Genomic DNA, 18,830 nt, shown 5'->3' on the forward strand with positions numbered 1-18,830 from the left:
CGGCGCCCGCTATGGATTCATTTGTCGAGCTAGGTTGCCGGACCTCAACGCAATTCTAATCCGCAGCTGCTATGGGAAACATTAAAGCTATTGAATTTCAATGGCTTGTCCAAAAGAGCCGAAGTCAGTATGTATCCGGCTTCGGAAAGGCCGTGAATGGGTGAACTGAACACATTCCCCGTCAGCTACAAAGTCCAGGGTCAGCGCATCGTCATCGTCGGCGGTGGAGAAGAAGCCCTCAACAAAGCCCGGTTGGCCTCTAAGACGACTGCTTTGGTCGTCATTATCTCCCGAAACATCGAAGCCGATTTCTCTGAGCTGCCGGTCACCGTGTTGGCGCGTCCGTTCGAGGACGCCGATCTCGTTGATGCCGCACTGGTTTTCGTCGCGGACCACGGTCCGGATGGTGACGCCGCGAAGCTCGCCGCGCGCGCCCGGCGGGTGCCGCTGAACGTCGTTGACGTCCCCGAAGAGTGCGATTTCTACACCCCATCGATCATCGACCGGGCTCCGGTCACCATTGCCGTTGCCACCGAAGGCGATGCGCCGGTGCTGGCTCGGCTGATCCGGGCGCGGATCGAGGCCGCGCTGTCGCCCAACCTTGGTGCGCTGGCCAAGCTCGCCGGTTCGATGCGCGACAAGGTCTCCGCGCTGCTGCCCGGGGCCCACGCCCGCCGCTACTACGAAGAACTGGTCACCTCGCCCGAGGTCGAAGTCGCGCTGCTGCGCGGGCAGGGCGCCGACAAGGCCGAGACGCTGCTTGAGCGGCATGCCGCCGACGGCGAGAGCCCGGGCGTAGTGTGGCTGATCGGTGCCGGTCCCGGCTCCGAGGATCTCCTCACCCTGCGCGCCCAGCGGCTGCTGCAGGAAGCCGACGTGATCGTCCACGATCACCTGGTGCCTGCTGCCGCGGTCGAGATGGGCCGGCGCGATGCCGAGCGCATCCTCGTCGGTAAGCAGAAGGGCCATCACTCCTTCACCCAGGCCGAGATCAACGCGTTGATCGTGCGGCTCGGCAAGGCCGGCAAGCGGGTGGCGCGTCTCAAGGGCGGCGACCCGATGGTGTTCGGCCGCGCTGGCGAGGAAATCGACGCGCTGAAAGCCGCCGGCATTCCGTACCACATCGTCCCCGGCGTCACCTCGGCGCTGGCTGCGGCCGCAGACACGGCAACGCCGGTGACGTTGCGCAAGGTTTCCACGGGCTTCGTCCTCGCCACGGCGCACGGCGCCGAGTCCGAGGAGCTGAAGCACTGGGCGGCGCTGGCCTCGACCGGCCTGACCCTGGCGCTCTACATGGGCAAGTCGGTCGCCGGCCCGACCGCGACCCGGCTTATTGCCGAAGGCGCCGCCGCGACTATCCCGGTCGGGGTAGTGGTCAGGGCAGGGCGCAAGGATCGCGTGCTCTATCGTGGCACGCTGGGCACACTGGCCGCGGGCACGATCGAGCTTGATGACGGTCCGGCAATCATTTTCGTGGGCGAAGCGATCGCGCACGGTGACTGGAGCGACGCGATCGAACTCGCCAGCTCCGAATTCAAGGTGGCGTAAGTGAGCATGGAAATCCTCACCGGCAATGAGCTGATGAGCGGCGCGACGGTCTATCTGGACCGCGCCGGCAAGTGGGTCGAAGAGCTGCAGCAGGCCCGTGTCTTCCTCGCGGAAGAAGCGGAGGCCAAAGATGCAGCGGTCGCGGCCACCAAGAAGACCGGACGCATCAATTCCATCGAGGTCGAAACGGTCTCGCTGCGCGACGGGGTGATCCATCCCGACCGTATCCGCGAGCGCATCCGCGCCGAGGGCCCTACGGCTCCGCGCTTCGACCGGCAGCATCTCGACGAGGACGGCCATGTATCGATATGACGAGTTCGACGCCGCGTTCGTGAAGGAACGCACGGCGCAGTTTTCCGACCAGGTGGCCCGCCGTCTCACCGGCGAGCTGAACGAGGACCAGTTCCGGCCGCTGCGGCTGATGAACGGGCTCTACCTGCAGCTTCACGCCTACATGCTCCGCATTGCCGTGCCCTACGGCACGATGAGCTCGAAGCAGATGCGGATGCTGGCGCGGATCGCCCGTGACTACGATCGCGGCTATGGCCACTTCACCACCCGCCAGAACATCCAGTTCAACTGGCCGAAGCTGCGCGATATCCCGAAGATCCTCGCGGACCTCGCCTCGGTCGAGATGCACGCCATCCAGACTTCGGGCAACTGCATTCGCAATATCACGACGGATCAGTTCGCCGGCGCCACCGCCGACGAGATCATCGATCCGCGCCCGGTCGCCGAGATCCTGCGCCAGTGGTCCTCGCTGCACCCCGAGTTCAGCTACCTGCCGCGCAAGTTCAAGATCGCGATGACCGGCTCGACCAACGACCGCGCCGCGATCCGCTTCCACGATATCGGTCTGCAGGCGGCGACCAATGCCGTCGGCGAGATCGGCTGGGAAGTCTGGGTCGGCGGTGGTCTCGGCCGTACGCCGATGATCGGCAAGCAGATTTCGCCGTTCGTGCCGCATGAGCACCTGCTCGCCTATCTCGAGAGCATCCTGCGCGTCTACAACCGCTACGGCCGCCGGGACAACAAGTACAAGGCGCGCATCAAGATCCTGGTGCACGAGACCGGCATCGACACCATCCGCGAGCAGGTCGAGGAAGAGTTCGCCCATGTGAAGGGCGGCGTGCTGACCCTGCCGCAGGAAGAGCTCGACCGGATCACCAAGTACTTCGCGCAGCCCGACTACGAGCTGGTCAACGAGACCATCGTGGACGTTGCCAAGGAGAAGATACTCAACCCGCCCTATGGCCGCTGGCTCGAGCGCAACCTCAACGCGCACCGGCAGCCGGGCTATGTCTCGGTGACCATCTCGCTGAAGCCGACGGGCGGCGCGCCGGGCGATGCCACCGACAAGCAGATGGAGGTCGTCGCCGATCTCGCCGAGCGTTACTCGTTCGACGAGCTGCGGGTGACCCACGAGCAGAATCTCGTGCTTCCGCACGTGAAGATTGCCGATCTTCCGGCGGTCTACGCGACGCTCGTCGAGCACGATCTGGCCGAGGGCAATGCCGGGCAGATCACCGACATCATCTGCTGCCCTGGCCTCGACTTCTGCGCCCTGGCCAATGCCCGTTCGATCCCGCTCGCCCAGGAACTCAGCCGCAAGTTCGCCTCGCCCGAACGGCAGGCCGAAATCGGCGACCTGAAGATCAAGATCTCGGGCTGCATCAACGCCTGCGGCCACCACCATGTCGGCCACATCGGTATTTTGGGCGTCGAGAAGAAGGGCACTGAGCTCTACCAGATCACCGTTGGCGGCGATGCCACCGAGAACGCTGCGATCGGCAACATCCTCGGCCACGGCTTCGTGGTCGAAGAGGTGCCTGCCGCGATCGAGCGGCTGGTCGACGTTTACATCTCGAAGCGCATCAGCGCCGACGAGCCGTTCATCGCTGCCTACCGGCGGCTGGGCGACGCGCCGTTCAAGGAGGCGTTGTACGGCAATGCTTGATCTCGCCGTAGCCCCGGGCGTTCGCGCCCACAAGCCGGACAAACTCCGCGAACTCGGCATCATGTCGCTCAACGGCATGTTCGACGAGATGGATGGCGTGGCAGTGCTGCGCCAGGCCGTCGAGGAACTGCTGGTTGACGATGTCGCCATCGTCTCTTCGTTCGGCGCCGATTCCTCGGTGCTGCTGCACATGGTTTCGCAGGTGGACAAAAACCTGCCGGTCTACTTCCTCGAGACCGGCAAGCACTTCCCGGAGACGCTTGACTATGTCGAGACGCTGAAGAAGCACCTCGGGCTGACCAACGTCATCGCGCTCCATCCGGACAGCAAGGACATCCAACGCTTCGATCCCAAAGGCGACCTGTGGGAAACGGATCCGGACTCCTGCTGCCATATCCGGAAGACGGAGCCGCTCGATGCCACGGTTTCCGGCTTCGGCGGCTGGGTCACTGGCCGCAAGCGCTTCCAGACCGCCGAGCGTGGGGTGCTGCCGCATTTCGAGCTGACCAGCGACGACCGCATCAAGGTCAACCCGCTGGCCTATTTCTCCGATGCCGATATCACGACCTACAAGCTCAAGTATGGGTTGCCCGAGCACCCGCTGTACAATAAGGGCTACAAGTCGATCGGTTGCGCGCCGTGCACGAGCGTGGTGGCCGAAGGCGAAGACCCGCGTGCCGGCCGCTGGCGTGGGCTCAACAAGAAAGAGTGCGGCATCCATTTCGATTTCAACGGAGCCATCGCCAAACCCATGGCCGCTCAGGAATTGAACCTCTGGAAAGACGGCGCTTTCATCGCCGACCCGTTCCGCGCGTGGGCGGAAGGCGATGATGCGGGCAGCGTGCGCTATACGCACATCCCGCTGCCGGTGTTCCTCGAAAACCGTGAAGCCATCCTGGCCAACCCCCATCCGGTGGGCCTGCTGGTGTCGCCGGGCGACAATGTCGAACTGGTGCAGGGCGATCTCGATCGCTTCAGCTCCATCGCCATCAATTTCCCGGCTTTCGGCGATGGCCGCGGCTACTCGTCATCGCGCCTGATCGCCGAGCGCTATGGCTACAAGGGCGAACTCCGCGCCGTGGGCGACGTGCTGCACGACCAGATTTCGCATATGCGCCGCTGTGGCATGAACGCCTTCGTGGTCAGGCACGAGCCGACCCGTAAGGCGCTCGAAGAAGGCAAGCTGGCGACTGTCGATATCTTCTACCAGCCGGTCGGCAAGACTGAGGTGCCGCTCGGCACCCGGCCGTTCCTCCGCCGCGCCGTCGAGAACGCCTGACACCTCCGTATTCGCGGCGGTTCCCGTAAGCGGGGATCGCCGTTTTCGCCGCGCCTAGCGTGACAGGCGGCGCGATACCTTAGCACTGGAAGGTCGAAGCGGCCTTCAGCCAAACGAGAAGCGAATGTCGAACGAAATCGTCACTGATGTGGTCATCATCGGCGCGGGCCCGGTGGGTCTGTTTGCCGTATTCGAGCTGGGTCTGCTCGATGTCAAATGCCACCTCGTCGACATTCTCGACCGTCCGGGCGGGCAGTGCGCCGAGCTCTATCCGGAAAAGCCAATCTACGACATTCCTGGTTTCCCGGTGGTCACGGGGCAGGGCCTCGTCGACAACCTGATGCAGCAGATCGCGCCGTTCGGGCCCCAGTTCCATTTCAGCCGGATGATCACCTCGCTGGTGAAGCAGGACGACGGCACGTTCGTCCTCACCACCGACGCCGACGAGACCTTCCGCTGCAAGGTGGTGGTGGTTGCTGCCGGTGGCGGTTCGTTCCAGGCCAAGCGCCCGCCGGTCGAGGGCATCGAGGCCTACGAGAACAAGTCGGTGTTCTATGCCGTCCGCAAGATGGACGATTTCCGCGACCAGGACGTGGTGATCGTCGGCGGTGGCGATAGCGCGCTCGACTGGACGCTCAACCTGCAGCCGATCGTGCGCTCGCTGACGCTGGTGCACCGCCGCGATGCCTTCAAGGCGGCGCCGGCCTCGGTCAACAAGATGAAAGAGCTGGTCATGGAGGGGAAGATCAACTTCCTCCTCGGCCAGATCGGCAAGATCGACGGCGCCGATGGCCAACTCCACCACATCCACATCACCATGGATTCCGGCGACATCCCGGTGCCGGCCACGCGCCTCCTACCGTTCTTCGGCCTCACTATGAAGCTGGGGCCCGTCGCCGACTGGGGGCTCGAACTCAACGACAACCTGATCGCCGTCGACACCGAGAAGTTCGAAAGCTCCGTCCCAGGCATCTTCGCCATCGGCGACATCAATCACTACCCGGGCAAGCTGAAGCTCATCCTCTCGGGCTTCCACGAAGCCGCGCTGATGGCCCAGGCCGCCAAGGCCGTGGTCTCGCCGGGCGAGCGCGTGGTGTTCCAGTACACGACGAGCTCGACCAAGCTGCAGAAGAAGCTCGGCGTGGTGTGATAGAAGCACCGGCCTCTCCGTGATCCTCCCCCGCGTGGCGGGGGAGGGGGACCAGCGAAGCTGGTGGAGGGGGCGGCCAAAGGCGCTATCCCCTACCTGAGGGGGCGGTTCCATCGGTGGGCGAAGTCGATGTGGTCCTTCGCGACATAGTCATCGACCATCTCTGCGAAAGAGTCGTAGACAAACCACTCGTCAGCGTCGCTGGACACCAGCACAATCTTCCCATGGTTGGGTCCTGGCGCACATTCCACCGCCCAGTCCCAACAAGAGACCATGTAGTCGCAGAATATGAGATGGGTCTCGGGGCATCCGGGGTGTTCCCATCCATCGGTCAACCATCGGCTTCTCTTATACTTGTCGGCGATGCTCGTTACGCAATCGGCCGACCAGAAAAGCACCAACTCACCGCCGTCTATTCCTTCGCCGGTCAGCGGTACATGGAGCAGATGCTCAAACAGATCGGCGGGGATTTTCACGTCGTGCTGTCGTTCGATCTCCTGAACCATCGCCTGGTCGGGAAAGGGAAAGCCGCAGTCCTCCAGTGGCGCGAAGATGTCCTTGTAGATTCCGCCGCCGCTATAGCCGCTTTGCCGCCAGCGGGTATGCAGCTTCTCATAGGGCCTCATCTGGTCCTCTCAACGTTCAATGGCGGCCTGTATGTATAGTAACCGTACCTTCGAGCGGGGCACCACGGGCCGCGGTGTAAACCGCTACCCCAAAAGGCCACTTCCCCTGAAAACTCTGTGTGCTATTAGGGCCGCCACGAAAACGCGCGACGGCCTCATCTGATGAAAATCCTCGTCACCGACCAGTCTGGTACCGAACACGAGCTCGAGGGGCTCGATGGCTGGCGCACGATGGAAGTGATCCGCGACTGGGGCCTCAACATCAAGGCCGAGTGCGGCGGTGCCTGTTCGTGCGCCACCTGCCACGTCTATGTCGATGACGAGTGGTTCGACAAACTCCCGGCGCCAAGCGACGACGAGGAAGACCTGCTCTACTCGACGCTCGACAAGAAGCCGAACTCGCGGCTGAGCTGCCAGATCCTCTTGAACGAGGATCTCGACGGCATGCGCGTCACGCTGGCCCCGAGCGCCGCCAAGGACTCCGAGGCGGCATAGTCCCCGCTGCCCATCAGATACGAAAACAGCGGGCGTCCGGAGGTCACTGGACGCCCGCTGCACTTGGCTCCCGTTGGCGGCGGACCCGGGAGCGCCGGGCTCTGATATGGCCCGTTAGCGAAGCTGCGCTTCGGCCGTCGCGGCAGGACGCAGCAAACTTCCGTAGACCCAGCCTGTCCGGCCGGTCTCGTCGGTGATCAGCACCCAGCCCTGCACGTTGTCGCTGATGTTGACCCAGCTGCCGCCCTTGAGTGTGAATACCTGGGGCTGGGTCTTTTTCGGGCCCGCCCGGACCCGAAGCGCTTCCACCGCGACGGTGTGGCTGAACGCCGGTGCCGGCAACGCCGCCAGTGGGTCTGGCGTAGCGACAGCGATGGGTGCCACCGGCACCGATCTGGCGACATTGAGGTCGTCCGCCTTGGCTTGCGGCAGGCGGGCCATGTAGCTGGGCTTGAGATTGGTGGTCTTGACCGGCATGGCCGCGGCGACGCTGCTCACCGTGTCAGCGCTGTACTTCAATCCCCCAACGGTCAGTGTGCCGGAAACCAGCGCCACGGCCGAGAACGTGGCGAGTGAGACAAGCAAGTGGGCCAATTGCAGCTCCCTTGTTGGAGAGCCGCAAAGCCGCGCCGGACTTGCTCTTCTTGCTCGTGCGTCCGGCTGGCCACGGGCTCTCGTAGCGATATTAAGTTCCGAGGCAGCAGGAAGTTCCGTCGCGCCGTGGAATCGCCCCCGGCGGCGGCCCGGCGCCTCAGCTCCGCGCCGCCAGTGGGCGTCGGGCCTAAGCCGCCTGCTCCAGCGCCTCGACGTCGCGCCCGGCCTTCAGCGTCCTGGTGTACCAGGCCAGCTCGTCGAGCATCGCCGTCACGGTCGGCGCCAGGTAGTCGTAGTCGGCAAAGTCCTTGCCGCCGCGCAGCATGCCGAGCAGCGGCTCCATATTGATGTGGACGCCGGCCTTCATCGGCACCATGCTGAGTTCCACTGCCATCAGCCGAAGCTGCTCCACCGCGCGCGCCGCCCCCACGGCGCCATAGCCGAGGAAGGCAGCCGGCTTCCGCGCCGGCTCGTCGTAGATATGGTCCAGCGCGTTCTTCAGCACACCCGAGATCGAGCGGTTGTATTCGGCGGTGACGAAGATGTAGCCGTCGAGCTCCGACACTTTCCGCGCCCACTTCAGCGCCACCTCGTTGGTCTGCGGCACGAAGCGCGGCGAGCCGACGGCGTCGAAGAACGGGATCGGATAGTCGCGCAGGTCGACGATTTCATAATCGGCGTCGCCGCGGGTCTTGGCGATCTCGAGCACCCATTGGGCGGGGCGGTCGGCGAAGCGGGTTTCGCGGGTGGTGGAGAGGATGATGCCGATACGGGGCTGGGTCATTTGGATGTCTGCCTTGTCAGGAATGCATGGGTGGCCACCAACGGAGACCTAGTCACCGTCAGTAACTGGCGCTATGTTGGTGACTACCTCTGAGGTGCACAAGACGGCACCGTTTCTTCACGGAGTTACCCATGGACGACCTGGTCACCCACACGGAACTGCCGGCAGCGACCGCCTCCGACGCCGTTGCTGCAGCGTTCGAAGCCGTCCGTACCGAGCCGCACAACTTTGCCGAGTGCCAGCGCGCCATGCTGCCAGTGCACGAGGTGCTGGCACAGATCAGCGGCAAGTGGACGATTCTCGTGGTGCGCGGCCTCAGCGACGGCTCCAAGCGCTTCTCTGAGCTGAAGCGGCAGATCGACGGCGTCTCTCAGAAGATGCTGACCGCGACGCTGCGTGATCTCGAAAAGGATGGCTTCGTCTCCCGCAAGGTGACCCCGTCGATCCCCCCGCGCGTGGACTATGCGCTGACCGAAATGGGCGAGGAGTTGCAGGAGCCGCTGCGGGTCATCGGCAACTGGGCTCATCTCAATCGCCACCGCGTCGAGGAAGCGCGCGAGCGCTTCGCCGAGCGCGAGGCCGAGGCCCGCGCCCTGGCCTGGTGATCAGGCGGGCTTTAGAGCCCGCGCACCGGCCCACTGGTTGACGATCAGCCCGGTCATCACCAATAGCACGCCGACCACCTGAAGCGGCGCCGGGACCACGTTGCGGATCACCGCATCGAGGATGAAGGCCACCACCGGCGTGATCAGCACGAACGGGATCACCGAGGCTGCACCGAGCGCCACGATGGCCCGGAACCACAGGATGAAGGGCAGGGCGGTCAGCACCACCGCAAGGATCGCCAGCCCCAGCACGTTGCTCCACTCGATCGACGCCGGCAGGTCGCCGATGAGCAGCGCCAGCACAGCGAGCTCGGTGCCGCCGATCAGCAACTGCCAGGCGGTGAAGCTGACCAGTGACATCTCGGCCGGCCGGCCCCAGCGGTTGATCAGGATGCCGCCCAGCGAGCCGGCGACCACGCTGCAGAGCGCTGCGACGACCCCGAGCATGTCGATCCCCGCATCGCCGCGCAGGATCACCAGCGTCACACCAACCGCGCCGATCAGGATCGAGACGATCTTCAGCAGCGTCGGCGGCTGGCTGAGCAGGGCCCAGGCGAGGAGGATCGTGATCAGCGGTCCCAGCGTCTGGAACGTTCCGGCAACGCCCCCCGGCAGCCGGATGGCCGAGATGAACAGCAGCGAAAAGAACGCCCCGAAGTTCAGCGTCCCCAGCACGATCAGCTTGGGCCAATAACCCCTCGGCACCATCTGCCGGGCAAACGCCAGCAACAGCAGGCCACCGCCCAGCGCCCGCACCGAGCCGATGAAGATCGGGTTATGCGGCAGCATGGTAGTGGTGATGATGTAGGTGAAACCCCACAGGATCGCCGCGCACAGGGCAGCCAATTTCAGGTTCATCGCGGGGCTCGGGAATCAGGTGGAATGGCGAGCGTAGGACCCACGAGCTGGGCTGGATAGTGCCACAGCGCATCTCCCTCCTTGCGGGGGAGAAAGCGAAAGCTCGGGTTTAGCGCAGCCAAACCCTTAGTTTTCGCAAGAGGGGGGACGTTCTGGCCACGGTGCCCTCCACGTCCCCCTCTTGGAATTTCCAAGGCTTAGCCCAGAAGCTAAGCCCAGGAAGTTCCATTCTCCCCCGCAAAGGGGGAGATGGGCATCGAGTTCGTCTGTCCATTCATCCCCCGTTCACCGTCGGCGACATACGCAGCGCGCGCTTCGCGGGGGGCTTCGCGAGGGTCACGATGGACTTCTATACAATCTTCAAATTCCTGCATGTGCTCGCAGCCATGGCCTGGTTCGGCGGCGGCGCGGTCATGCTGCTGCAGGCGGTGCTGGCCATGCGCCAGGGCGACGACGAAAGCCTGATGCGGGTCACGGGCGGTCTCGGCAGCCTTGCCATGCTGTGGTTCCTGCCGGCCTCGGGGCTGACGCTGCTGTTCGGCCTCGTCACCGTGCTGCTCGGCAACCTCTGGGGCGAGGCGTGGGTCATTCTTGGGCTGCTCGGCGCCCTGGCCAGCTTCGTCGTCGGCCACTTCTTCCTGCGCCCGATGGGCGAGCAGGCCGCCGGGCTCATTGCCGATGGCAAGGTCGCCGAGGCCGCCGTGTTCGGCAGCCGGATGATCCGCATCGCCATGGTTGATTACGCCAGCATCGTCGCCATCGTCGCGCTGATGGTGCTCAAGCCCGGCTGGACTGACATTCTGGCACTGCTCGTGATCTACGGCGGCCTCGGCATCGCCGCCTTCCTCATCCTCGGCGGCAGGGAGCGTCTCAGGGCACTCCGCGCCGAGTGAGCGCTGGTGATCGCCGCCTTGCTTGGGGGCGGGTGGCGATCACCGGTGGGACTCAGTCGTCCTCGTCTTCATCCTCGTCGTCATCATCGTCTTCATCGTCGAAATCCATGTCGACGAGTTCAGCGACTTCCACCGTGCCGCCATCGGCGAGCACCGGGCAGCCCTTGGCGATGGCGAGCGCAGCGTCCATGTCGTCGGCCTCGACGATCGAGTAGCCGCTGACGGCATCGGACGGGGCAGGGCCCACCGAACCATCGGACCCGACGGTCATTGTCGCGCCGACCGGGCTGCCGAGATCCAGCATCGCCTCACCGGTGGCTTCGAGCCATTCGTTCCAGGCCAGCATCACAGCCGCCTGCGCCTCTTCGCTCTCGGGGTTGCCACCGCCATGGTAGGCCAAGAGATAGTTGGGCATCGCGCATCTCCATATCGCCGGCAAAGTGCCGGATAGGAAACGGGTAGCCCGTCGATGCGACTCTTGTGTGAAGGCGATCAGGCGGTTTTGCGCTCGATTTCCTCGACCGTCTGCTGCGGCGCAGCGAAGCGGCCGATCCAGTCTGTGAAGCGCTCCACCCAGATACCCAGATTGGTGCGGATACGCTCGTCGGTGATACTGCCGTCGTCGTCAATCGAGCCGGGGCGAGACTGGAAATAGATCTCCGGCGCGCCCATCAGCGCGAGGCCCAGCACCGGCAGGATGGAGCGCAGGTGCGCCTGCGCGGCCGCCGTGCCGCTGACGCCGCCGGTGGCGCCGGCAATCGCGGCGGGCTTGCCCGACCACACGCCATCCCCATAGGGCCGCGACGGCCAGTCGATGGCGTTCTTCAGGATGCCCGGAATCGAACGGTTGTACTCGGGGGTGACGAACAGCACGGCGTCGGCTGCCGCGATCTCGCGCTTCAGCCGGATCACCTCGGCCGGCGGATCGTTCCACAGCGCGTCGTCATAGAACGGCAGGTTGCCGATCTCGATATAGTCGAACGCCAGCCGGCCGGCAGCCAGCTTTTCCAGCGCCTTGGCGAGCTTGAGATTTGACGAAGTCGGGCGTGTGCTCCCGACGAAAACGGCAACCCGGTACATCGGTGCCCCCTTGGTTACAATTTGTGACTGGGGGTGGATATGTGCCTATGGTTCGAACGGCGCAAGGCGGCACAAAGTTGTAACCGGCATCCGCCCGACAAATGAAGGCCGGGCATGGGCCCGGCCCCCTCAGAAGGGCAAATGGTCCTTACAGCGTGTCGCGCAGCCAGGCGGTGGTCTTGTCGACCACCTGCTTGCCGATCTCGGGCTGCTCGCTGTAGACGCCGAGCATGTGGTCGGCGCTGGGAATGGTCAGGGCTTCGGTCTTGCCGGCGGCCAGTCCGAGATACTGCTGGAAATAGCCGGTGGCAGGGTCGGCATCGCCGGCGATGGTCAGGAACGGCCCGGCATACCCGGAGAACCGCGCTGCGAGATCGTGCTTGGCGAGGCTGTCGAAGAACGTCTGCTTCAGTGTCACGATGCGCCAGCCGAGATCGACGCTGGCGACACCCTTAGTCTTCGCCTTATCGTAGAAGTCCTGGCCGAGGAACTCGTGGAACTCCGCCTGCAGGTCGCCCATCTGGCCCCACACCACCACCGACTTGAAGTCGTCGGGCTCGAGCATGGCGACCGCAGCGCCGAAGCTGTAGCCGATGACGCCGACCCGGGCCGCATCGATGCCGTCGACGCCGGCGAGATAGGCGCGGGCCTCAGCGGCATCCGCGGCCAGCCCCTCGAGCGTGGTGTCGGCCATGTCGCCGGTGCTCTCGCCATAGCCGCGGAAATCGATGCGCAGCGAGGCGATGCCTTCGGCGGCCAGTGCCGCGGCCTGCTGGGCAAACAGCCCGCCCACTTCGTCACGCGAGCTGCCGAAGCCGTGCAGCATCACGACGGCCGGGCCGGTGGCGCCGGCGTCGGGCACGGACAGGGTACCCTTCACACCGCTGGGCAGGTCCACGACCGTCTCGGACGCGAGGGAAACACTGGCCAGCAGCGCGAAAGCGAGGGTGGCGGCGGTCTTGGTGCTGGTGCTGAGGATCGACATCGACATTCTCCGTTGTTGGCGCGAGGCCGGGTGATGTCGTCAGTTCTAGCGACGGGGACCGGACCGAGATTGGAGAAATCCGACAATGTGGGAGTAGCGAGAGCCGGTGCGGCCGACCCCCACCCCTGACCCCTCCCCCTCAACAAGGGGAGGGAGACGCACGCTCGGGCGCCAGTGTGATGGTCTCCCTCCCCATTCTTAAGGGGAGGGGACAGGGGTGGGGGTCGACTCCCCGCCGGCAACGGCACTCCCCGCCTACTTCTTCTCCGCATTGAGCACGTTCGCCAGCTCCGGGATGAAGTCCTTCACCATCGGCTGCTTCACCACCTCGAACGGCAGCGGCCGCACCACGCGCATCGCCGCGATGCCGACGCGCACCGTCATCAGCCCGTTGACCACGCCCTCGCCGAGCCGCGCCGAGAGCTTCGAGGCCAATCCCTGGCCCAGCAGCTGCTCGACCACGCCATCAGTCAGCACCAGCCCACCCGTCACCGCCAGGTGCGCGAGAATCGCGCCGATCAGCCGCCACGTGCCGATGAAGCCCGGTCGCGCGCCGTAAAGTCGGGCGATGTCGCCGCCCAACCGGACGCTCTCGAAGATCACGAAGGCAATGTCGATCAGCGCCCGCGGCGACACCGCCGTCACCAGCGCCACGCGCCGGGCCGAGGCCGCCGTCAGCGCCCGTGCCCGGGCATCGAGCGGCGCCATCAGCAGCCGCTCACCCAGCCGCACATGCTCGGCCCCATCGAAGATGTGATGGGCATTGCTCTCGAGCTCGTCCCGTGGACGGGCCAAATCGGGCCGGCGGGCGTATATCTCGAGCAACTCGCGGGTGATCGCCGCGCCGTCCTTGTTGCGATCGCTGGCCAGCGCCGCGATCGCTGCATGGCGCAGCCGGTCCAGCGCCCTCAGCCGCATCAGCGATGCGACCTCGCGAATGATGATCACCACCAGCGCGATCACCAGCACCGCTAGCACCGCCAGCCCGACCCAGCCGAGCCAGGGCTGCGCAGCGAACAGGTCGGCGATCAGTCGTTCCGCCGCCAGCCCCAGCGCCAGCGACACCAGGATGCCGCCGGCGGTCCATGCCACCCGCCCAACCCAGCTGAGCAGGCGCGGCGGCCGCGCCGTGTCGTCCAGCGGCACGTCGATATCAGTGATCGGCTCGATGCTCTCGGGCAGCGCGACAGCCTGCGCCGGCTCGAACGCCCGAGGGCGGCGCGGTTCGTCGGCGGCCGTGCCGCTGGTGGAGACCGTGCGGGCAAAGGGCGGTTTCATTTCAGCCAGTCCCCGATCAGGTAGTCGAGCGCACGGTCGAAACGGATGTGCGGCAGCACCACGTTGCCCTCGGCGTTCTTGTCCAGCCGCTGCGGCGGCTGGAACCGCATGAACTTGAGTGCAACCGGGCGGCCGTCCTCAAAAAGCGAGTCCGGATGTTCCGGCAAGTCCCCGGGAAACAAGGCGATTTCGGTGTTGCCGTCATAGGTGGTGCCATCCAGCACCTCACCCTTTTGCGGCGTCCCAACGATCACCTCATGCCGCTCGCCCCCCTCCTCGATGACGCTCTCGCGGGTGGCGCGGATCGCCGCGATGGCCATCGAGCGGGTCTCCGCCCCGGCGAACCGGGCCTTGCGTGCCGCATCGGCGACCAGCCGGTTCATCACCGCTTCGAGCCGGTCGTGGCTGGAGGAATGTATGTGGTCGGCCTTGGTGGCGGCGAACAGGATCCGGTCGATCCGCCGCGCCACCAGCCGGATGATCGGATTGTTGTCGCCCTGCCGGAAGCAGGCAAGGATATCGGTGAGCGCGGTTTCGAGATCGGCGACAGCGGCCGGCCCGGCATTCAGAGCCCGTAGCGTGTCCACCAGCACGACCTGCCGGTCCAGCCGGGCGAAGTGATCGCGGAAGAACGGCCGGACGACGATCGCCTTGTAGGCCTCGTATCGTCGCTCCAGCATGGCGTAGAGGCTCGACGAGCGCACCGGCCCTGTCGGCGGCGGCAGCGGTGCAAAGGTCAGCGCCGGGCTACCCTCGAGGTCACCCGGCAGGAGGAACCGACCCGGGGGCAGGGTGCTAAGCGCCCGTCCGTCCTCGCGGCTACGGCGCAGGTAGTCCGTGAAGGCCACGGCGAGCCGTTCAGCATCGACGTCAGTGGCCTCTTTCGAGCTGTCCGTTTGTTGTAATTCGTTCAGGAATGCAGCGGACTCGGTTTTTGAATGGGGCAGCTCTGCTCGCCTAAGTGCCTGCTCGCTCCATTCCGCAAAGCTCAGCGAAAGCAGCGGCAGGTCGAGCAGCCACTCGCCGGGATAGTCGACGATATCGAGATTAAGCACCGTCGGTCCGAACATCCCCGACACCCAGCGCTTCGACTGGAACTTCAACGTCAGCCGCAACTGGCTGATCTTCCTCGTCGATTCCGGCCAGTGCGGCTCCTTGCCGGTCAGTGCCGCGAGATGCTGCTCGTAAGCAAAACGCGGCACGCCCGCATCCGGGTGCTCGGCCAATCGGGCGCCGATAAAGCGCCCCTCGGTCAGCGCCGCAAACCCCGGCAGCCGCCCGCCGGTTAACAGGTTATGGACCAGCGAAGTGATGAAAATCGTTTTGCCAGCACGACTTAGGCCGGTAACACCAAGCCGCAAGGTCGGCGTGAATGGGGCGGCGGCCGCATCGGCGAGGTTGCCCAGCGCGATGCCGATCTCGTCGGTGATGGTCGTCGGCGATTGCGGCATCAGGGTCCCCGGATCGCCGGGAAGGTAGGCGGTCCCCGCACGATTGCAAGGCTACCGCGCTGGGCGCTCTAGAGGAATCGTGATCGCACGGTTGGGGGATTCTTCACTGTTGTTCGCCTTATCTGGGGCATGGCTTACGCTGTAGCTCGTAGCTTCGAGAGTGATGCGGCGGAACTCCTGGGTGTTCCGCGCGAGCGAACGGCTGGCGACCGACTGCATCTCGATGTCGCCAAGCTGTTGATTTCAAATAAGACCCTGCGGCTCACCGACCTCGCCATCGCCATGCGGCAGACGGCGGAGTGGGGCTCCAGCCTCGCCTCGACGATCATCGCGCTCGGGTTCGTCAGACCCATCGACTACTACCGGGCGGTCGCCGAGGTGTACGGCTTGCCGTTCGTCGATCTGCAGAAGGAGCCGATCGACGAGAGCCTGACGCGGGTCGAGGACCGCGCCGACTATGCCGAGCGCAATATCGTGCCGTGGCGCCGGATCGACGGCCGGCTGATCCTCGCCGCCACCGAAATCTCGACCGAGCACTTCCTGTGGGGCGACGAGCGGTTCGGCGCCGACAACTACGATTTCGTCATCACTTCGCCGTTCGACATCCTGTGGCAGACGCAGCAGCTGTTCCGCGAGTGGGACAGCTTTTTCGCCCGCGAGGCCCTGTACTCCTGGAAGCCCGAGCACTCGGCCAAGTTTACGGTAACGCGGCCGCAGAAGCTGGTGCTTTGGGGCATGCTGGCGGCGTTGGTGGCGGGCCTTTTGCTCGCGCCGATGGCCACTGCGGTCACGCTGATGGCGTTCTTCACCACCATCTACACGCTGACTTTCGCGTTCAAGTTCGTGCTGACCTTTGTCGGCGCCTCGCGCAAGGCTGACATGGAAATCTCGGCCGAGGCGATCGCTGCGCTGAAGGATAACGAGCTGCCAGTCTACACCGTACTGGTGCCCATGTACAAAGAAGCGAAGGTGTTACCGCTCCTCACCAAGGCGCTGAAAGGGCTCGATTATCCGGCCTCGAAGCTCGAGGTGAAGCTGGTTCTCGAGGAAGACGACACCGAGACCATCGAGGCGGCCAAGGCGCTGCGGCTGCCCGGGACGTTCGAGATCGTGCGGGTGCCCCCGAGCCAGCCCAAGACCAAGCCGAAGGCCTGCAACTACGCGCTGCAGTTCAGTCGCGGCGAGTTTGTCACCATCTACGACGCCGAGGACCAGCCGGAGCCGGATCAGCTGAAGAAGGCGGTGCTGGCGTTCCGCAACGGCGATCCGCATCTCGCCTGTGTGCAGGGGCGGCTGAACTACTTCAACCGCTCTGAAAACTGGCTGACGCGGATGTTCACGCTCGAATACAGCCAGTGGTTCGATTTCCTGCTGCCAGGCCTCGACTGGCTGAAAGTGCCGATCCCGCTGGGCGGCACCTCCAACCACTTCAAGCTCTCGGCGCTGCGCAAGGTCGGGGCGTGGGATCCCTACAACGTCACCGAGGATGCTGATCTCGGCGTACGGCTGGCGCAGGAAGGCTACACCGTCGGTGTCATCAATTCGACCACCTACGAGGAAGCCAACGGCGTCTTGCCGAGCTGGATCAAGCAGCGCTCGCGCTGGATCAAGGGCTACATGCAGACCTGGCTGGTGCACATGCGGCACCCGATCCAGCTGTGGAAGTCGATCGGCGCCAAGGGCTTCTTCTCGTTCCACTTCTTCATCGGCGCGCCGCCGTTCACGATGCTGCTGGCGCCGATCCTGTGGGTGATCACCTTCCTCGTCTGGTTCACCAACAGCTGGGATTTCGGCTGGCTGTTCCCCGAGCCGTTCGGCACCATGGCGCTGTTCAACCTGGTGATCGGCAACCTTTTCCTCGTCTATTTCGGAGTCATCGCCGCGCTGAAGCGCCGCTATTACGACCTGGTGCCGGTGGGCGTGCTGCTGCCGTTCTACTGGGTGCTGCACTCGATCGCGGCGTACAAGGCCTTCTGGCAGCTGATCTTCAATCCCCACTACTGGGAAAAGACCGAGCACGGCACGTCCAGCGTCACGCAGCAGACCCTTGAGCAGGTCAAGAGCGAGGCGGCCAAATGAGCCTCGCAGACATCACCGCCTTCGTCACGGCTCCGCCCAAGCGCGTCAAATTCTGGCGGCTCTCCACGGTCGCGGTGACCGTCACGGCGCTTTCAGCCTTCCTGTGGCTGGCGCAGTACGTCATCGACAACGGCTTCCTGCGCCGCGACATCGCCGCGTTGCAGGCCGGCGAGGCCTGGCGTACCGGCGGCTGGCTGTCGCACGCGGTGCTGCGGATCGTCGGGTTGATCCCCTACACGCAGGTGCAGCAGAGCGTGCTGTCGCTCACCGCCGCAGCGGCCACCGGGCTGATGTTCGGCATCCTCTATCATCGCATGCGCGCCAACGGATGGTTCGTCATCGGCACGGTGCTCACCCTCGTCGCGCTGGGGCTCCATGCCGACGTGCTCTACGTCACCACCGCCGCCAGCCGCGGCCTGCCGCTCTACTTCGCGTTCGCGGCGCTGATCCCGGCCATCCGTGGCATCGAGGATGTTGGAGACGTGCAGTCCGCCATCGGTCTCGGCCTACTCATGCCGCTGCTGCTGCTCGCCAGCCCCATCACGACGCTGCTGATCCTGCCGTTCGCCCTTGGCGCCGCGCTTGCCGAGCCCGACGGCCGCCGCGATCCCCGCGCGTTTTTCGCCATGCTGCTGGTAGCCATTCTGCCGTCGCTGATCGTCGCCGTGGGGATAATCGGCTTTATCGCGCAGGCGCGGCTCGATGTAGCCGCGGCGCTGCTCCCCTATGTCGCCACCTACGGTACCCTGCGGTTCGGCGACGTCGGCACCAGCCTGTTGTCGCTCGTCACCTTTGCGCCGGTAATGGTGGTACCGCTGGCCTACTGCTTCTGGCCCAGGCTGCCGGAGAAGCGGCATGTGTTCAGCGCGCTCGCCGTCATCGTGCTCCCGGTCTATCTCGCGGTTGCGCGGGTCATCCTCAACACGCAGATGCAGGCCTTTGTGCCCGCGGTGGCGCTCCTGGCGGCCTTCGCCTCGTGGCTGGCGGTGGTGCGCCTGCCGATGCCCCTGCGGCTCTTCGCGCTGGTCATGCTGGGTGTTTCGGTTATTCTCAGCTGGACCGTCACGGGCTTGTGGGATGATCCGCTCTGGAAGGCGGCGTTGTTCAACGCCGTGCCGGGCGAAGTCGGCAACCTCTCCTTGCGGCCAGGCGTTTGACCTCCCAGCAA

19 protein-coding genes are annotated in these 18,830 nt (G+C 65.0%); 10 read left to right on the plus strand and 9 right to left on the minus strand.

Annotation, left to right across the window (positions count from 1 at the left end; all coding sequences use genetic code 11):
* The first annotated feature begins 156 nt into the window (after positions 1-156).
* From cysG to AC1DV8_RS19700, 5 genes are all read left to right on the plus strand, one after another.
* Positions 157-1,548, plus strand: coding sequence for a siroheme synthase CysG (gene cysG, locus AC1DV8_RS19680; RefSeq protein WP_477158608.1), 1,392 nt, complete (start codon positions 157-159; stop codon positions 1,546-1,548).
* Between the two features lie 6 nt (positions 1,549-1,554).
* The gene (locus AC1DV8_RS19685) at positions 1,555-1,860 is read left to right on the plus strand and encodes a DUF2849 domain-containing protein (protein WP_477149746.1); all 306 of its coding nucleotides are present in this window, start codon (positions 1,555-1,557) and stop codon (positions 1,858-1,860) included.
* Positions 1,847-3,505, plus strand: coding sequence for a nitrite/sulfite reductase (locus tag AC1DV8_RS19690; protein WP_477158609.1), 1,659 nt, complete (start codon positions 1,847-1,849; stop codon positions 3,503-3,505). The genes AC1DV8_RS19685 and AC1DV8_RS19690 overlap by 14 nt, the downstream gene beginning before the upstream one ends.
* Positions 3,498-4,784, plus strand: coding sequence for a phosphoadenylyl-sulfate reductase (locus AC1DV8_RS19695; protein ID WP_477149662.1), 1,287 nt, complete (start codon positions 3,498-3,500; stop codon positions 4,782-4,784). The genes AC1DV8_RS19690 and AC1DV8_RS19695 overlap by 8 nt, the downstream gene beginning before the upstream one ends.
* Before the next feature lie 124 nt (positions 4,785-4,908).
* Positions 4,909-5,934 carry an NAD(P)/FAD-dependent oxidoreductase gene (locus AC1DV8_RS19700; protein WP_477158610.1) on the plus strand — a complete coding sequence of 342 codons (1,026 nt, stop codon included), beginning with the start codon at positions 4,909-4,911 and terminating at the stop codon, positions 5,932-5,934.
* Between the two features lie 92 nt (positions 5,935-6,026).
* On the opposite strand, the gene AC1DV8_RS19705 is transcribed toward AC1DV8_RS19700, so the two are convergent.
* Positions 6,027-6,560 (minus strand): SMI1/KNR4 family protein, encoded by a 534-nt coding sequence (locus tag AC1DV8_RS19705; protein ID WP_477158611.1) that lies wholly within the window; start codon positions 6,558-6,560, stop codon positions 6,027-6,029.
* 162 nt (positions 6,561-6,722) lie between these two features.
* On the opposite strand from AC1DV8_RS19705, the gene AC1DV8_RS19710 reads away from it, so the two are divergent.
* Positions 6,723-7,055, plus strand: coding sequence for a 2Fe-2S iron-sulfur cluster-binding protein (locus AC1DV8_RS19710; RefSeq protein ID WP_477149660.1), 333 nt, complete (start codon positions 6,723-6,725; stop codon positions 7,053-7,055).
* A 114-nt stretch (positions 7,056-7,169) separates the two neighbouring features.
* Here the strand turns inward: AC1DV8_RS19710 and AC1DV8_RS19715 are convergent, their stop codons facing one another.
* Together AC1DV8_RS19715 and AC1DV8_RS19720 are read right to left on the minus strand one after the other, a co-directional pair.
* Complete coding sequence (locus tag AC1DV8_RS19715) at positions 7,170-7,649, minus strand: SH3 domain-containing protein (RefSeq protein ID WP_477158612.1); 480 nt, start codon at positions 7,647-7,649, stop codon at positions 7,170-7,172.
* A 187-nt stretch (positions 7,650-7,836) separates the two neighbouring features.
* The gene (locus tag AC1DV8_RS19720; protein WP_477158613.1) at positions 7,837-8,433 is read right to left on the minus strand and encodes an NADPH-dependent FMN reductase; all 597 of its coding nucleotides are present in this window, start codon (positions 8,431-8,433) and stop codon (positions 7,837-7,839) included.
* A gap of 131 nt (positions 8,434-8,564) precedes the next feature.
* On the opposite strand from AC1DV8_RS19720, the gene AC1DV8_RS19725 reads away from it, so the two are divergent.
* Positions 8,565-9,038 (plus strand): winged helix-turn-helix transcriptional regulator, encoded by a 474-nt coding sequence (locus AC1DV8_RS19725; RefSeq protein ID WP_477158614.1) that lies wholly within the window; start codon positions 8,565-8,567, stop codon positions 9,036-9,038.
* Here the strand turns inward: AC1DV8_RS19725 and AC1DV8_RS19730 are convergent, their stop codons facing one another.
* Positions 9,039-9,896, minus strand: a complete 858-nt coding sequence (locus AC1DV8_RS19730; RefSeq protein ID WP_477149656.1) for an EamA family transporter — start codon at positions 9,894-9,896, stop codon at positions 9,039-9,041. It lies immediately after the preceding gene.
* Between the two features lie 341 nt (positions 9,897-10,237).
* Between AC1DV8_RS19730 and AC1DV8_RS19735 the strand changes: the two genes are divergently transcribed.
* Positions 10,238-10,789 (plus strand): DUF2269 family protein, encoded by a 552-nt coding sequence (locus tag AC1DV8_RS19735; protein ID WP_477149654.1) that lies wholly within the window; start codon positions 10,238-10,240, stop codon positions 10,787-10,789.
* A gap of 52 nt (positions 10,790-10,841) precedes the next feature.
* On the opposite strand, the gene AC1DV8_RS19740 is transcribed toward AC1DV8_RS19735, so the two are convergent.
* The 5 genes from AC1DV8_RS19740 to AC1DV8_RS19760 form a co-directional block, all read right to left on the minus strand.
* A complete protein-coding gene (locus AC1DV8_RS19740; RefSeq protein ID WP_477158615.1) occupies positions 10,842-11,204 on the minus strand; it encodes a YciI family protein in 363 nt (120 codons plus the stop codon).
* 77 nt (positions 11,205-11,281) lie between these two features.
* Complete coding sequence (locus AC1DV8_RS19745; protein ID WP_477158616.1) at positions 11,282-11,869, minus strand: NADPH-dependent FMN reductase; 588 nt, start codon at positions 11,867-11,869, stop codon at positions 11,282-11,284.
* Between the two features lie 148 nt (positions 11,870-12,017).
* Entirely contained in the window at positions 12,018-12,854 is an 837-nt protein-coding gene (locus AC1DV8_RS19750; protein WP_477158617.1) for an alpha/beta hydrolase family protein, read from the minus strand.
* Positions 12,855-13,109: 255 nt separating this feature from the next.
* Positions 13,110-14,132 carry a YcjF family protein gene (locus tag AC1DV8_RS19755; RefSeq protein ID WP_477158618.1) on the minus strand — a complete coding sequence of 341 codons (1,023 nt, stop codon included), beginning with the start codon at positions 14,130-14,132 and terminating at the stop codon, positions 13,110-13,112.
* Positions 14,129-15,583 (minus strand): YcjX family GTP-binding protein, encoded by a 1,455-nt coding sequence (locus tag AC1DV8_RS19760; RefSeq protein ID WP_477158619.1) that lies wholly within the window; start codon positions 15,581-15,583, stop codon positions 14,129-14,131. Before AC1DV8_RS19760 ends, AC1DV8_RS19755 begins: the two co-directional genes overlap by 4 nt.
* A gap of 129 nt (positions 15,584-15,712) precedes the next feature.
* Between AC1DV8_RS19760 and AC1DV8_RS19765 the strand changes: the two genes are divergently transcribed.
* On the plus strand, positions 15,713-17,662 hold the full coding sequence (locus tag AC1DV8_RS19765; RefSeq protein WP_477149648.1) for a glycosyltransferase family 2 protein: 1,950 nt from the start codon (positions 15,713-15,715) through the stop codon (positions 17,660-17,662).
* Entirely contained in the window at positions 17,659-18,819 is a 1,161-nt protein-coding gene (locus tag AC1DV8_RS19770; protein WP_477158620.1) for a hypothetical protein, read from the plus strand. Before AC1DV8_RS19765 ends, AC1DV8_RS19770 begins: the two co-directional genes overlap by 4 nt.
* Positions 18,820-18,830 lie beyond the last annotated feature (11 nt).

It is taken from the genome of Devosia sp. P3_B2 (assembly GCF_056402875.1).